General features: G+C 70.9%; 14 protein-coding genes. 5 read left to right on the top strand and 9 right to left on the bottom strand.

The genetic code is table 11. The features are described 5' to 3' along the window. Positions 1-40: 40 nt before the first annotated feature. Together ACFWN7_RS04680 and ACFWN7_RS04675 are read right to left on the bottom strand one after the other, a co-directional pair. Complete coding sequence (locus tag ACFWN7_RS04680) at positions 41-427, bottom strand: nucleoside deaminase (RefSeq protein ID WP_376937565.1); 387 nt, start codon at positions 425-427, stop codon at positions 41-43. Between the two features lie 116 nt (positions 428-543). After that, positions 544-1,404 carry an Fpg/Nei family DNA glycosylase gene (locus ACFWN7_RS04675; RefSeq protein WP_376937733.1) on the bottom strand — a complete coding sequence of 287 codons (861 nt, stop codon included), beginning with the start codon at positions 1,402-1,404 and terminating at the stop codon, positions 544-546. A 218-nt stretch (positions 1,405-1,622) separates the two neighbouring features. Here ACFWN7_RS04675 and ACFWN7_RS04670 point away from each other — a divergent pair, with 218 nt between their 5' ends. Further along, complete coding sequence (locus tag ACFWN7_RS04670; RefSeq protein ID WP_376937564.1) at positions 1,623-2,453, top strand: hypothetical protein; 831 nt, start codon at positions 1,623-1,625, stop codon at positions 2,451-2,453. 26 nt (positions 2,454-2,479) lie between these two features. On the opposite strand, the gene ACFWN7_RS04665 is transcribed toward ACFWN7_RS04670, so the two are convergent. The 3 genes from ACFWN7_RS04665 to ACFWN7_RS04655 all read right to left on the bottom strand — a co-directional run bounded on the left by ACFWN7_RS04665 (position 2,480) and on the right by ACFWN7_RS04655 (position 5,375). Next, the gene (locus tag ACFWN7_RS04665) at positions 2,480-2,905 is read right to left on the bottom strand and encodes a type II toxin-antitoxin system VapC family toxin (RefSeq protein WP_376937563.1); all 426 of its coding nucleotides are present in this window, start codon (positions 2,903-2,905) and stop codon (positions 2,480-2,482) included. Positions 2,906-3,392: 487 nt separating this feature from the next. Continuing rightward, positions 3,393-4,718: a hypothetical protein gene (locus tag ACFWN7_RS04660; RefSeq protein ID WP_376937562.1), complete on the bottom strand. Its 1,326-nt coding sequence runs from the start codon at positions 4,716-4,718 to the stop codon at positions 3,393-3,395. A gap of 84 nt (positions 4,719-4,802) precedes the next feature. Beyond that, positions 4,803-5,375: an RNA polymerase sigma factor gene (locus ACFWN7_RS04655; protein WP_376937561.1), complete on the bottom strand. Its 573-nt coding sequence runs from the start codon at positions 5,373-5,375 to the stop codon at positions 4,803-4,805. A gap of 203 nt (positions 5,376-5,578) precedes the next feature. On the opposite strand from ACFWN7_RS04655, the gene ACFWN7_RS04650 reads away from it, so the two are divergent. From ACFWN7_RS04650 to ACFWN7_RS04640, 3 genes are read left to right on the top strand one after another with little or no spacing between them, the layout of a single operon-like run. After that, on the top strand, positions 5,579-6,055 hold the full coding sequence (locus ACFWN7_RS04650; RefSeq protein ID WP_376937560.1) for a DUF2975 domain-containing protein: 477 nt from the start codon (positions 5,579-5,581) through the stop codon (positions 6,053-6,055). Then, complete coding sequence (locus ACFWN7_RS04645; protein WP_376937559.1) at positions 6,055-6,303, top strand: helix-turn-helix domain-containing protein; 249 nt, start codon at positions 6,055-6,057, stop codon at positions 6,301-6,303. The genes ACFWN7_RS04650 and ACFWN7_RS04645 overlap by 1 nt, the downstream gene beginning before the upstream one ends. Then, positions 6,300-10,139 carry an SCO7613 C-terminal domain-containing membrane protein gene (locus ACFWN7_RS04640; protein WP_376937558.1) on the top strand — a complete coding sequence of 1,280 codons (3,840 nt, stop codon included), beginning with the start codon at positions 6,300-6,302 and terminating at the stop codon, positions 10,137-10,139. Before ACFWN7_RS04645 ends, ACFWN7_RS04640 begins: the two co-directional genes overlap by 4 nt. A gap of 13 nt (positions 10,140-10,152) precedes the next feature. Here the strand turns inward: ACFWN7_RS04640 and ACFWN7_RS04635 are convergent, their stop codons facing one another. Both ACFWN7_RS04635 and ACFWN7_RS04630 read right to left on the bottom strand, forming a co-directional pair. After that, positions 10,153-10,503, bottom strand: coding sequence for a hypothetical protein (locus ACFWN7_RS04635; RefSeq protein ID WP_376937557.1), 351 nt, complete (start codon positions 10,501-10,503; stop codon positions 10,153-10,155). A gap of 100 nt (positions 10,504-10,603) precedes the next feature. Next, entirely contained in the window at positions 10,604-11,317 is a 714-nt protein-coding gene (locus ACFWN7_RS04630) for a winged helix-turn-helix domain-containing protein (RefSeq protein ID WP_376937556.1), read from the bottom strand. Between the two features lie 127 nt (positions 11,318-11,444). Between ACFWN7_RS04630 and ACFWN7_RS04625 the strand changes: the two genes are divergently transcribed. Next, a complete protein-coding gene (locus tag ACFWN7_RS04625) occupies positions 11,445-13,034 on the top strand; it encodes an exo-alpha-sialidase (protein WP_376937555.1) in 1,590 nt (529 codons plus the stop codon). On the opposite strand, the gene ACFWN7_RS04620 is transcribed toward ACFWN7_RS04625, so the two are convergent. Continuing rightward, a complete protein-coding gene (locus ACFWN7_RS04620) occupies positions 13,027-13,437 on the bottom strand; it encodes a PIN domain-containing protein (protein ID WP_376937554.1) in 411 nt (136 codons plus the stop codon). The two genes, ACFWN7_RS04625 and ACFWN7_RS04620, sit on opposite strands and share 8 nt — an antisense overlap. Then, positions 13,434-13,673, bottom strand: coding sequence for an AbrB/MazE/SpoVT family DNA-binding domain-containing protein (locus ACFWN7_RS04615; RefSeq protein ID WP_376937553.1), 240 nt, complete (start codon positions 13,671-13,673; stop codon positions 13,434-13,436). The genes ACFWN7_RS04620 and ACFWN7_RS04615 overlap by 4 nt, the downstream gene beginning before the upstream one ends. Positions 13,674-13,698: the final 25 nt, after the last annotated feature.

The following is a 13,698-nucleotide window of genomic DNA, read 5'->3' as shown; positions in this document are numbered from 1 at the left end:
CGAACGGGCGGCGAGGCCGAGACCCGCCGCCCGTTCGGCATCAGCGTGACGGGCGCTGGCGCTCGATGAGCACCCGCACCTCGTCGACGAGTCCCTCGACGGGTCCCTCCACGGCGAGGTACGGCGCCACGGCCGAGATCGGCAAGGCCGCCACCGGTGACGGCGTACCTCCGAGCCCGGCACGCCACACGGTGATCTGCTTCGCCGAGGCCACGTAGACGATCCGGCCGAGCCCGACCCAGGCGTGCGCTGCGGCGCACATCGGGCAATGCTCGCCCGACGTGTACACCGTCGCTGCTGCGCGCTCGTCGGGCGTCAGGTGGGTCACGGACCATCGGGCGATCTCGAACTCGGGATGCCGCGTCGCATCGCCCGTGGTCGCCTCGCGGTTGCGGTCGGCGAACCGTTCGACGCCGTCGACGAGCACCGACCCGAACGGACCGTCGCCCGCGTCGGCCGCCTCCCGTGCGAGTTCGACCGCCGGCGGAGGTGGACGAGGTCGTGCTCCGAGATGCCCATGGCTCGAGTCTGCCCTGACAATCGCTACTTGAGGAGCCGCGAGAGCACGCGATCGGCGAGCGGCTTGCCGCCGGTCTGGCAGGTGGGGCAGTACTGGAACGTCGAGTCGGCGAAGATCACCTCGCGCACGGTGTCGCCGCACACGGGGCACGCCTGCCCGGTGCGGCCGTGCACCTGCATGTGCGTGCGCTTGGTGTCTTTCAGCTCGTCGGGCCGCTGGCCGGATGCCGCGGCGATCGCCTCGTCGAGGGTGTGGCGCAGCGCGTGGTAGAGCCGTTCGACCTCGTCGGGCTCGAGCTTCGCCGCGAGCGCGTAGGGCGACATCCGCGCGTGGTGCAGGATCTCGTCGGAGTAGGCGTTCCCGATGCCGGCGAAGACCGACTGGTCGCGAAGGAGGCCCTTGATCTGCGTTCGCCGCCCGGCGAGGATCGCCGCGAAGTCGTCGAGCGTGAAGTCGGGTGCCGTGGGATCGGGCCCGAGGCGGGCGATGCCCGGCACGTCGGCGGGATCGCGCACGACGTACACCGCGAGCGACTTCTTGGTGCCGGCCTCGGTGAGGTCGAACCCGGCGCCGTCGTCGAGGCGCACGCGCAGCGCGATGGGCGACTTTCCCGGCTTGATGAGCGTTCTCGGCAACTCGTCGTACCAGCGCAGCCATCCCGCGCGCGCGAGGTGGAAGACGAGGTGCAGGCCGCCGACCTCGAGGTCGACGAACTTGCCGTGCCGGGATGCCGCGTCGATCGTGCGCCCGGCGAGTTCCTGCAGCGGCGGGTCGAACGTCTTCAGCGCCGAGATGGCCGCCACGCTCGCCGACGCGACGGCATGGCCGACCACCCGCTCGCGGAGAAACCCCACGAGCGCGTCGACCTCGGGCAACTCCGGCACCATGCCATCGTCTCACCGACCGACGACATCCCGGGGTTCGAGTTGCTCAAGCGCTGTCGGCTCGCTCGCTGGGCCGGGTGCGGCCCACCGGGCGCCATCGCACCTGAACCGCGCCTGAACCAGGCTGAACCCCGCCTGAACCGCGGTGGCGCGCGTACGCAAGCCAGCGCATCGTTGAGATGTGCGCGGCGATGACGCCACGCGAATCGAGGCCCGACATGTCCACGATCCTGGAACGGATGCCCGCATTCGCGCTCAGCGCGGCTGCGGCCCTGGCGTTGGGCAGCTGCGTGGCGAGCACTCCCCTGCCCACCTCGCTGCCGCCCACGTCGCTGCCGCCAACGTCGCTGCCGCCCACGTCGCTGCCGCGGGGCGACGACCCCGTCTCGCTCGACCCGGCGGAGTTCACGACCGACATCGACAACCCCTACTGGCCGATGGAGCCCGGCACGCGCTGGACCTACCTCGAGCTCGACCCCGACGGCGGCGAGCTCACGGTCGAGGTCACGGTCACGACCGAGACGAAGACGATCGCGAACGGCATCGAGGCACGCGTCGTGCGCGACACGGTGCGCCGCGACGGCGAGCTCGTCGAGGACACGTTCGACTGGTACGCACAGGATGCCGCGGGCGCGATCTGGTACCTCGGCGAGGACACCGCCGAGTTCGAGGGCGGCGAAGTCGTCTCGCGTGGCGGTTCATTCGAAGCCGGCGTCGACGGCGCCCTTCCCGGCATCGCGGTGCCCGCCCGTCCGCGACCGGGCATGTCGTACCGCCAGGAGTACTACGCGGGCGAGGCCGAGGACAACGGCAAGATTCTCAGCGTCGACGAGCTCGTCGAAGTGCCGTATGGCCGCTTCGACGGCGCCCTGCTCACGCGCGACACGAACGCGCTCGAACCGGATGTCGCGGAGCTGAAGCTCTACGCGCCGGGCGTCGGCCCGGTGCTGACGCTCGACATCTCGGGCGGCAGTGGCCGTGAGGAGCTCGTCGGCGTCACGACCGTGCCCGACGGCACCGCGACGGGCCCGCTGGGTTCGCCCGAATGACCTCCAAGCCGTGGCTCGTCATGGTTTCATCCGAATGTGCCGGTCTGCCACGGATTCACGAGCTCGATTCCGAGCCCCTCGAAGTCGAGGGTGTTCCGTGTCGCGAGCCGCGCACCGGTCGACACGCAGATCGCCGCGATCATGCCGTCCTCGACGCTCAGCGGACGACCCGCCGCACGCCGCACCGCCTGCAACCGTGCGCACGCACGCGCCGCACGCTCGTCGTAGGGCAGCACGATCCCACGATGCGCGTCGAAAGCATGCTCGATCGCCGCAATGAGCTCCGCTCGACGGCGCCCGTCGGACAGTCGCATCGCGCCATCGAGCAGCTCGCCGACACTGATCGCCGTCACCGCCGTCGGTTCGTCGACCGATCGAAACCAGTCGAGCACTGCGACCGAGGGAGCCTCGCGCATCGGCTCGGAGAGCACGTTCGTGTCGAGCACGATCACAGCTCGATCCCCCGCGGTGCGCTTCGGCGCGGCTCGGCGAGGTCGCTGACGTGAACGCCATCGTGCTCCAGATCGCGCCCGGGTTCGATTACGAAGATGTGATCTTCACCAACGCGCAATAGGTCCCACAGACGAACGTCCTGGCCAATCGGTTCAGGGCTCTGCCCAGACGTCGGGGATGCCGCCGCGCTACTGCGCTACGCGTCGATGCAGCGCACCGGTCGAGAGATCCAGGCCGAATCCGTGGAAGTCCGCGGTGCTGCGCGTCGCGGACTTCTCGCCCAGACAACCCGAAAGGCCCTGGCGTCTGTCGACTCGTCGGGCCTTTCTATGCCAGAGCGTCCTCCGGTGGTGAACAGGATCATACGCCGGTCCCCACGGGATGTGAAGGAATTGTTGACACTTTCTCGAGAACGCGACGGTGAGCGAGGAACTGCCCGGTGAAACCGGAACTCGTCGACGCCGCCGCTCGGCGGCATCGAGGCGACTACTCGGCCGCGAAGTCGAGCTTCGCGTCGGCGACGGCGATGACCGACCAGGTGCCGGCCGCGGCATCCGTGAACTCGTAGGCCGGCACGAGGAGCACGCTGCCGTCGGGCTGCCAGTGGCTCGCGAGGCCGAGGCGTGCGTCGACGATCTCGACCTGGTTCACCGGCCACGACAGCGTGGTGCCCTCGCCGGGGGTCGCGGGCGGCTCGGTCGGCGGCACCCATTCGACCGGCTGGTCCGCCTGAGCTTCGCGAGCGGCGAACGGCATCGCGGTCACCTGCGCGCCGAAGCGGGGGTCGGAGAGCCGCTCGAACGCCACCTGCTCGCTCACGATCGGGTACTCCCCCAGCTCGACGACGCCGGCAAGGGAGCCCGAGGCGTTGACGATGCCGCCCTCCGCGAGCTCGAGGTACCAGCCCTGATCGGTGCGCTGGCCGTCGATGAGCGGCCACGCCTGCGCCGTGCGGGTGGGTGAGCCCTCGTAGGTCTCGGAGGCGAACTCGAAGGCGCCGGGGTCGCGTCCGATCGAGGAGATGAGCGTGCGCAGCGCCGCGATCGCGGCATCCTCGCTCGGCGGCGTACCGGTCGGCTCGCACACCTGGGCGTCGGGCGCGCACTGCCACGGGTTGTGCTGCGGGTCCCAGTAGGAGAACCCGAGGGTCCCGTCGAGCCCCACCCACAGGGAGGCGGCGGTGCCGTCCCGCGGGCCGACCGACCAGCCGCCGTCCTTCAGCTCGGGCGTGCCGGCGAGGCCGAGCGCGGCGGCGAGCGCAGCCACGGTGTCGGCATCGGATGCCGCGCGCGCATCGAACCCGTAGGCGACGGCGCTGCCCTCCTCCGTCGAGAGCCCCGACGCGCTGAACTCGTTGCGCCCGTACCCCCACGGGAGGATCCCATCGGACATGCCGCCCGACCCGGTCATCCTGCCCATCTCGGGGGCGCCCGCGGCCGCGTCGCCCTGCGGCATGCCCTGCTCCATCGGCGCGCCGCCGGCACCCGACTCCAGCGAGATCGGCGGCGCGGCACCGCCGGCGAGGTTCGTGGTTCCGGCCGTCGTTGCGCCGACGGCGTATCCGGCGCCGCCCACGATCAGCACGGATGCCGCGACGGCGGCGACCGTCAGCAAGCGACCGCGGCGGCGGGTGCGCTCGGCAGCGAGTTCGACCACGGGCGCAGGCTCCCCGGCCTGCCTTCCCGACACCTCCGCGGCGGCGCGCGCCACGACCTCGTCGGCGAATCCCGCGCGCGGCGCGATGTCGGCGGCGGGATCGGCGGCCCGCAGTCGCTCGACAGGGTCGAGTTCGTCGTCGTGCCGGTCGTTCATGTCGATCACCCTCCGTGACATCCGTTCACTGATGGATGTGTGCCGTGAGCCGCGGACCTTGCACGGTGCCGGCGAGACGATCGCTCAGAACGACAGCCGCTCGCCCCACGCCTCGCGGAGCCGCTTGCGGGCGCGTGACAGCGCGGCATCCGCCCCCGACCGCGTGATGCCGAGCACTGCGGCGAGCTCTTCGCCGTCGAGGCCCTCCCACGCATGGAGCAGGAGGATGCGCCGGTCGCGCTCGCCGACGCTCTCGAGCGCGCCTCGGAGCTCCGCATCGAACAGGGTGCTCAGCTCGGGGTCGTCGCCGACCCGCGCCATGCCGGTTTCGGGCACCTGGTCGACGGGCAGGTCGACGATCTTGCGCCGATGGTTGGCGAGTGTGAATCCCGCCGTGCGGTACAACCACGGCAGCACGGCCTCGCGGGGCACGTCGTGGCGGCGACGCCACGCGGTCGCGAAGACGTCGGCGGCGAGGTCCTCCGCGTCCTGGCGCGGTCCGCGGCGGGCGAAGTAGCGCACGATGGTCGTCGAATGCTCGCGCACGACCCCGGTGAACCACTCGAGGTCGTCGGCCGCGGATGGCGCGTCGGCACCGTCGGCCATTGCCACCTCCTCGGTCGGGTCGGCGTCCACTGCGGCGTTCGGAGTCCTCACGTTCAGGATGTGTCGCCACTGCCGTGAGTCTTGCACGGGTCGGCCGAGCCGATCGCATGCCGCGTCGGACATGCGAGACACGCGACGCAGCACGCGGTTGCCGGTGCTCCGAGGCACGGCACATCCGCGCGCCACTACCGCCAGTGCAACCCACATGTGTATCGTTTCTCGATAGGTGTCTACCGATTATCGATAGGAATTGCATGCAACGGCCCACCATCCTCGTGTTGAAGGCGCTCATCGCCGCGATGATCCTCCTGATCCTCGCCTGCCAGCTCTTCCTGGTTCCCCCGACCGCGCAGGGCATGGCCCGCAACTACCCGGAGTTCGCCGACCTCGTCGTGCCGGGCATAGTGATCGCCGAGCTGTTCCTGTTGTGCATTCAGGTCGTGAACGTGTGCGTGTGGCGGCTGCTGTCGATGGTCGGCGAGCAGAACATCTTCGGCACCGACGCCTTCCGCTGGGTCGACGTGATCCTCGGCTCGATCGTCGCCGCGACCCTGCTCATCGTCGTCGCGTTCGCGATCCTGGCGTCGGCGGGCGTCGGCAATCCTTCGATCCTGCTGCTCGGCTCGCTCGGCGTCGTCGTCGGTTCCGGGCTCTCGATGCTCGTCATCGTGATGCGCGGGCTCCTGAGGAATGCCGCGCAGCTGCAGCAGGATCTCTCCGAGGTGGTCTGATGCCGATCGTCATCGATCTCGACGTCGAGCTCGCACGGCGCAAGATGTCGGTCGCCGACCTCGCCGCGGCGATCGACATCACCCCCGTGAACGTGTCGGTGCTGAAGAACGGCCGCGCCAAGGCGGTGCGCTTCTCGACGCTCGACGCGATCTGCCGCGTGCTCGAATGCCAGCCCGGCGACATCCTGCGCTGGGTACCCGATGAGACGGATGCCGCGACCCACGCCGAACCGGAGGTGTCAGCATGACCCTGCCAACGATCTCCGCTGCGCGCGAATGGAGCGACGCCGCAGTCGCGTACCTGCTCGACGCGACGGCGTGCCCGGTCTGCGCCCGCGACCGCCTCCGCGACGGGCGTTGCCCGACGTGCGGCGCGGCCGTCGGCGGCGAGCTCGGCCCGGCGCTCGCCGCCGCGTCCGAGCAGGCGGCCGCGGCGATCCGCGGCAGGCAGGCGGTCATCGACCGGATACCGGTGCTGGTCGCGGTGGGTGCCGAGGTCGAGGCGGTGGATGCCGCGGGAGCCGCGCCTGCATCAGCAGGCTTCGAGGCCGGCCCCGCGACATCCGCCCCCATCGCGCCGCCGCCGGTCGCGGACGCACCACGGTTGGCCCCGGCCACCGCCCGCCCCGAATCGAGCGCGACCGTGCAGTCGGTGCTCGCCGTCGCCGGCGCGGGGCTCCTCGCTGTCGCCGCCGTCGTCTTCACCTACTTCAACCCCGACCTCACCGACCACGGCCTGCGCAGCGTGATCATCGCGGCGATCGCGCTCGTGTTCCTGGGTGGCGCGTGGTGGCTCGCCCGACGAGGGCTGCGCTTCTCCGCCGAATCGGTCGGCGGCCTCGCGCTCGTGTTCGGCGCGCTCGACGTCGCGGCGGTCGTCGAGCTCGCGACCGACCCGGCGAGCGCGTGGCTCGCCGCCGCGGTCGCCACGTTCGTCGGCGGCCTCGCGATGGTCGTGCTCGCCCTCGTGGCGCGCATCCGCATCTGGCTCTGGGCGGCGCTCGTGGCGCTCGCGACCGTGCCAGCCATGTTCGGGTACGCGGGCGAGGCCGTCGGGGCTGCGCTCGCCGGCCACCTCGCCGCGGCCTTCGCCGCGTTCGGCCTCATCGCGCTGGCGCGCCCGGTCGCGCCACGCTTCGGCGGCCGTCTCGTCGCGGAGGAGCGCACCCTCACGTTCGTGCAGATCACCGCCGTGACGCTCGCGATCGTGCTGCTGCCGTTTGTGGAGGCGGGTTCGACGGCGGCTCACTGGCTCACTGTCGCGGGTGTGCTCGCGGCGGTCTCGGTGCTCGGTGTGCTCTCCTCGCGGCATCCCGCGCGCGGATTCTGGAGCGCGCTCGCCGGTTTCGCGGGCGTCGCCGCCGTAGCGGTGGTGCCCTTTTCGACGGGGCTTGGCGGCGAAACGGCCGGGTTCTGGGCGATCGCCGTACTCGTCGCGGGCGCAAGCATCGGCTTGATCGCAGCGTGGGCGCTCACTCCCAGGCTCAGCGGGGTGGCGTCGCCGGCATTCGGCGGCGGCGCGGTCGGCGCGGTCGCGGCATCCGCCATCGTGCCGGTGTACACCGGAATGGCGACCGTGTTCGCGACGCTCGTCGCCACCATCGTTCCCATGCCGTACAGCGCACCGCTCACCGCGGCAGGCGACATCGTCGCGGTCGCGTCAGCCTGCGCCGCATCAGCGATCGGCTTCGCCTCGATCGCGATGATCGCCGCGCGTCGCCGGCGCACGGCTGTCGTGGAATCCGACGCGGCTCTCCGTGACGCGGCCGACGGCGCTCTCGCCACGACCGCGACCCTGCTGGCCATGCTCGCCTGGCTGCTGCTCGCGTGTCTGCCCGAGTTCCCCCTCGGTGCGCGAATCGCGATCACCCTGGCGCTCGGCCTCGTCGCCGCCGCGGTGGTCCGGTTCGTCGCCGGGGTGCGACCGTCCACTCTCGTCGGGGGTTCGCTCGTCGGCGGGGCGCACGGTGCGATCCTGCTCGGTGCGCTGCTCGCGAGCACGGATGCCGCGACGCAGCCGTGGGCGGGACTCGCCGTGCTCATCGCGCTCACGGCGCTCGCCCTCGTGTTGCCCGCGAAGCTTCGTTTCCTCTTCGTCGGAGTCGGCTTCGCCTACGCGCTGACGGTCGTGGCGAGGATGCTCGGCACGACCGTGCTCGGGGGCTTTGCGCAATGGTGTCTCACCACCGCCGCAGGCCTCCTCGTCGCGATCGTCGCGACGTTCCTGCCGCGCGTCGGCCCGCGCTCGTGGTGGGCGATCCTCGCGGTCGCCGCCGTGCCCTTCGGCATCGGCATCGTGCAGGTCGTCTTCGAGCGCAGCGGCTGGACGGCACTCTCGACCGGGCTCATGCTGCTGCTCGCGGGGAGCCTCGTGCTCACTCGTCGACCCGGGCTCGGCGTGGCGCTTCGCACCGCAGCGGCGGCCCTCATCGTGCCGAGCGCCGCGGTGTTCGTCGTCTGCCTCGGGGCGCAGGTGCTCGCCGGCAGCGCTTCGCCCGTGGTGCTGCCCGTGATCGCGGCGGTCGTCGCCGGCGTGCTGCCCGCGAGTGCGGCGATCGGGCGGGCGCTCCAGCGTCAAGAGCTCGGCGCCGCCGCATTCCGCGCTGCGCGCATCGCCATCGAGTGGTCGGCGCTCGGGACCGGCGCGATCGCGGTGCTGCTGTCGCTCGTGCGCAGCGCGGCGGGCCTCGAGACGACACTCGTCGTGCTCGTCGTCCTCGGGCTCGGTACCACAGCGATGGCCGTCGTGCAGCGGCGCCGGCTCGGCTGGTGGCTCGCTGCGGCGTGCTTCACGGGCGCGCTCTGGAGCACGTGGGGCCTCGTCGGTGTCACCGAGGTCGAGGCGTACCTCGTGCCGCCGGGGCTCGTCGCAGCGCTCGTCGGCGCGGTGCTCACGGCACGTGGTGCGCGCGGAGTGGTGCTCGTGGCATCCGGACTGCTCGTCGCGGTGCTGCCGACCTTGCTGATGCTCGGGGTCGCGTTGCTCTCGCTCGCCGAGGGCGACGGTGCCGACCTCGCCGCAGATCTGCGTGGGTGGGCGCTGGTCGGCGCGGCCTGGCTGCTCGTCGCGGTCGGTCTCGTCATCGGGCGCGGCAGGTCGACGTGGGTTGCGAAGCTGCGGACGCTGCGGATGGTCGTGTTCGCAACGGCGATCGTCGCCGCGGCGGGTGGGGCGCTGCAGGGCGCGCGCCTCGGCGTGGACGGCATGCCCGCGTCGCTGCTCGCAGGCATTCCGCTCGTGCTGGTGTGTGCGGGAGTCGGCCTCATCGGCGGGGCCGCGGCCGCGATGGCAGGTCGTGGCATCGTCACGGGTGCCGAGGCGGGCTCGGCTCTCGCGCGATCTCGGTGGCTGACCGCTCCTGCGCTCGTCTACGTTGCGTTCGCCGCCTGGCCGGCGATCCGCCCTGAGTGGCTCGAGATCTGGTCGATGTGGGCGCTCGTGCTCGCACTGCTCGTCATCATGCTGATCGCGGCTGTGCGCTCGGTCACCGCTCGCACGAACCTGCCGCCCGTGTGGTTCGCCTTCGCGATCGCATTCGTGACCGCGGTGGTCGCGTGGAGCCCGCGCGAGCTCCGCGTGGAGTGGTTCTCGGTGCCGCTCGGCGTGTGCCTGCTCGCGGCGGGTGTGGTCGCGCTGCGGCGCGGCGGGGAGTCGAGCCCGGACTCGGCCGCTGGGCCGGTCGGCTCGTCCGCCGGCCGCCTCTCGGCGTGGCCGGGCGGCGGATGGCAAGGCTCATGGGCGCTGCTCTCGCCGGGGCTCGCCGTGCTGCTCTCCGCGTCGATCGCGGCGACGTTCACCGACCCGCAGACCTGGCGCGCGATCCTCGTGATGGTGTTCGCGCTCACTGCGATCCTCGTCGGCTCGTCACTGAAGCTCGCCGCACCGTTCGTCATCGGCATCATCGTGCTGCCGATCGAGAACGTCGTGGTCTTCGCTGTGCAGATCGGCCGTGGCATCGAGTCGATGCCCTGGTGGATCACGCTCGCCGTCGTGGGCGCCGTGCTGCTCATCATCGCCGTCACGACCGAGCGGCGTGCGGGCGGCGACCAGGGCATCGCGGCGCGGCTGGGCGACCTGAGGTGACGACGATCTGCGGTCACGGCGTGATGCCACGGGCGATGGCTGCCTGGACGAGCACGTGGGCGACCTGCTCGGCTTTCTCGCTGGCAGCGGCACCCACCGGCTTCGCCTCGTAGCGGTCTTGGTTGCGGGCCCGTCGCAAGCGGTCGAACTCGCGTGCCGCCTTCTCCGCCGGAGGCTTGTCGAAGAGAGCACGGAGATAGCGGCCGAGCGCCTCGTGTTGCCCGGGGCCGTTGGCCGTCCGGAAGCCGTACGCCGCCAGCAACGCCTCGCCGGTGTCGTGGCAGGCGTCGTAGGCGATGCCGTATCGGACGGCGACGCTGGTGAGCAGTGGCAGCTGGCTCAGGCGCTCCTCCGCCTGGCGCAAGAACGAGGCCGCACGGGCGGGGTCGGCCGCGGCACGTCGTCCAGTCGGCGCGCCTCGACCAGCGCGAGGACTGTCGCCTGCTGAACACGGGTGAGCGGCGTCAACGCCACGGCAGCTCTCCGATGACGGCAACGACCGGGCCGCGTCGCACGTCGTCCAGGAACCCGGAGGTCGCGGCGAACTCTTCGGACGTGAGGATGGCCGGGTTGACCGGCCGGCGCACCAGCTCTTCGGCGCGGGTGCACGCCTCGTAGACCGCGTCCACGTCGGGCCGGCCGATCACCATGACGTCGATGTCGTGCGGCGGCGGTCCGGCCACCCCGAGCATTCGCGCGGCGAAGGAACCGTAGAGGAACACCGACTCGATCCGGTCGATCCGGGCGAGCTCGTCAGCCAGGATCACCACCGGCCCGGTCGCGATCATCAGGATCTCGCGCAAAGGCATGACCAGTGGGCTGTCGCCGTTCGCACGAATCAGCCGGGTGCGGCCCACGTGGCGCTCGCTCAGGATCCCGGCATCCAGCAGCCGGGCCGTTTCGCGGTGCGCTGTCGGGTAGGCGACGCCGGCGCGCTCGGCCAGATCGGTGAGGCTCAGCTCATCGCCAGTGAGCAGCACAGTGGAGAGCAGTTGCGCCTGACCCTCCGATCGGAAGATCGGAGCGAGGAGTGGCGCCCCAGTTCTCATATATCTGAGGTTATTCTCCATTATATCGATAGTCAACCCTCGATCGTGGGCGGGACACAGAACAGCGATGAGCTCAGGTTCGCAGGCGTGCAGGCGGTCGATCCGGATCGACGTGTCGACCAGGATCACGTGGAAGCTTCTCGCTGCCGAGGCGCCGAAGCCGCAGCGTCGTCTCTGCCGCCGAGCCTTGCGAGACGCCGGGCACTCTCGACGTTGGCGTCACCTTCGACGAGGCATCCAACCGTAGAATCGTCCGATGCACAACGTCCGGATCGCGCGGCGCGGCGAACATGGCTACGCCCAGTACCGCATTCCCGCGCTCGCTGTGACGAACGCCGGCACGCTCCTGGCCGCCTACGACGGCCGCCCCAATCTCGATGATCTGCCGAGCCCCATCGACCTGCTCCTGCGCCGCAGCCACGACGGCGGGCTCACCTGGGGGCCGCAGGAGATCGTGCGCACCGGCACAGGACTGCACGGCTTCGGCGACCCATCGTTGCTGGTCGACCACGCCACCGGCCGGGTCTTCATGTTCCACGCGGCGGGAACCCTCGCCGGGTTCTTCGAGGCGGCCGAGGGAACGGAACCTGAAGATTCGGTTCAGCATGTGGATGTCTCCGTCTCCGACGACGATGGCGTCACGTGGGCGCACCGGCGCCTGACCGGCCAGCTCAAGCGGGCCGGCATCACCGGAATCTTCGCCGCCTCCGGCAACGGCCTCTGCATCCCCACCGGACCGCACGAGGGTCGCCTCGTGCAGCCCATGGTGCTGCTCGACCGTGGCGAGATCACGGCCGCCGCCGCGTTCAGCGACGACCACGGGCAGACGTGGACGCTCGGTGACGCGCTGGGCGGCGGCACCAACGAGTCGGCGCTCACCGCATTGCCCGACGGTTCGCTCCTCCTGCATTCACGAGGCACGCCGAACCGGCTCGCCGCGCACTCGGTCGACGGTGGTGCGTCGTGGAGCAGACCGGTGCCCGTCGACGGGCTCCCCGACCCGAGCGACAACGGATCCCTGATCACGCTCTGGGCGCCGACCGGAGAGGATGCGACATCCGGACCGGATGCGCCATCCGCCACTCTCCTGGTCTCCTCCAATCTCGATCCCGAACTGCGACGGAACACGGGCGTGAGTCTGTCTCTCGACGGCGGAGCGACGTGGCCGCACCAGTACGTGCTGTGCGAAGGCAGCTCCGGTTACTCGTCGGCCGCCGAGCTCCGCGACGGTCGCATCGGCGTGCTGTACGAGCGCGAGGGGTATTCCGAGATCGTCTTCACCGCGGTCACGCGGGCAGAGATCATGGAGTGCGGGCCCGCCGACGCGCTGCAGGCGGGCATCGCGAGCCCACGAGAGCCGATGCTCGAGGTGATCCTGCGATCGGTGACGCCCGGGCTACCCGAAGAGTGGGTGCACGTCGGCGAGCATCACGTGTACCCGGTCGACACCGGCGGCGTGGATGCGAGCGCGTGGAAGGAGGTGGGACAGGCGTACGCCGCAGCCGGCGGGATGATCCTGGGCACGCGTGAGGCGCAGCTGCGCAACTACGGCCCGCCGCGGCCAGGACTGCGGCCCGGTGACATCCTCGCCTTCCACGCACGCGTACGCCTGCCCGACGGCGTGGCCGCGTCCGGCGTCGTGTTGGAGCACCCGGGCGGCCGCACGCTCCCGCGGGAGATCGCCGCGGGCGGACGGTCCGTGTTCTCGAACCCCTACCCGACACGCACCGTGACCGACGCGGATGTCGCCGCCGGCGTCGTCGTCGCACGGTTCGCCGTGCCCGCCCTCGGGCTCACCCGCGAGCTGCGATTCTCGACCGAGACGGGCGCAGCGCTACTCAGGTGAGAAGCTCGACGATGGTACCGATTGCTTCGTGTGTCGCGCGGGCTCGCGCATCTCGGGTCGCCAGCGGCAGATCATGAGCATGCGCGGCGGCGCCCACGAGCCCGTCGTACACGGCCCCGCCCGCTATTCCGCGTTCGGCCAACTCCCGATGGATCCTCCGGAAGCGCTCGTCGTCGAGTACAGCAGCCTCGTTGAAGTTGGCGTCAATCAGTGCCACAGCGTCGGGCGACGACACTCTGGCATCACCCGGCAGGCGCGTCAGAACCGAGTACGTCTCGGCGAGGGCATGTCCGCTGAGCGTGAGGGTGCGACCTCGTGCCCATGCGGTCACTGCTGCGTGAGCCGGGTGCGATGCGACCAAGAGCGGCACCGCAACACTCGTGTCAACCGCGATGAGCGTCAACGGCGACCTGCGTCGATCAACGCGAACAGGTCGTCGTCGGTCACGATGGTTTCGCTCACAGCCACCAGGCGACCTTCCGAATCCCGCCGCAGTCGCGCGGTTCTGCCTCCGGGCGTCACCTGCACGCCTGCGCCGTATGGAGAGATGTCCACCTTCGACCCGGGCGTCAGGCCGAGCGCATCTCGCAGACTCTTCGGTATCAAGAGCCGCCCGCCAGAGTCGATCGTCGCGTCCATGGGAATAGAGTACCAGCGAAATCCC

Source organism: Agromyces sp. NPDC058484 (genome assembly GCF_042720415.1).
Taxonomy (GTDB): domain Bacteria; phylum Actinomycetota; class Actinomycetes; order Actinomycetales; family Microbacteriaceae; genus Agromyces.
The sequence above is the reverse complement of the archived record's forward strand: the minus strand, read 5'-3'. Positions and strand labels throughout refer to the sequence as shown.

Coding starts and splice junctions, on each gene's coding strand:
- ACFWN7_RS04670 (WP_376937564.1), top strand. CDS start 1,623: ATGTCCACGATCCTGGAACGGATGCCCGCATTCGCGCTCAGCGCGGCT.
- ACFWN7_RS04660 (WP_376937562.1), bottom strand. CDS start 4,718: ATGAACGACCGGCACGACGACGAACTCGACCCTGTCGAGCGACTGCGG.
- ACFWN7_RS04650 (WP_376937560.1), top strand. CDS start 5,579: ATGCAACGGCCCACCATCCTCGTGTTGAAGGCGCTCATCGCCGCGATG.
- ACFWN7_RS04645 (WP_376937559.1), top strand. CDS start 6,055: ATGCCGATCGTCATCGATCTCGACGTCGAGCTCGCACGGCGCAAGATG.
- ACFWN7_RS04640 (WP_376937558.1), top strand. CDS start 6,300: ATGACCCTGCCAACGATCTCCGCTGCGCGCGAATGGAGCGACGCCGCA.
- ACFWN7_RS04625 (WP_376937555.1), top strand. CDS start 11,445: ATGCACAACGTCCGGATCGCGCGGCGCGGCGAACATGGCTACGCCCAG.
- ACFWN7_RS04615 (WP_376937553.1), bottom strand. CDS start 13,673: ATGGACGCGACGATCGACTCTGGCGGGCGGCTCTTGATACCGAAGAGT.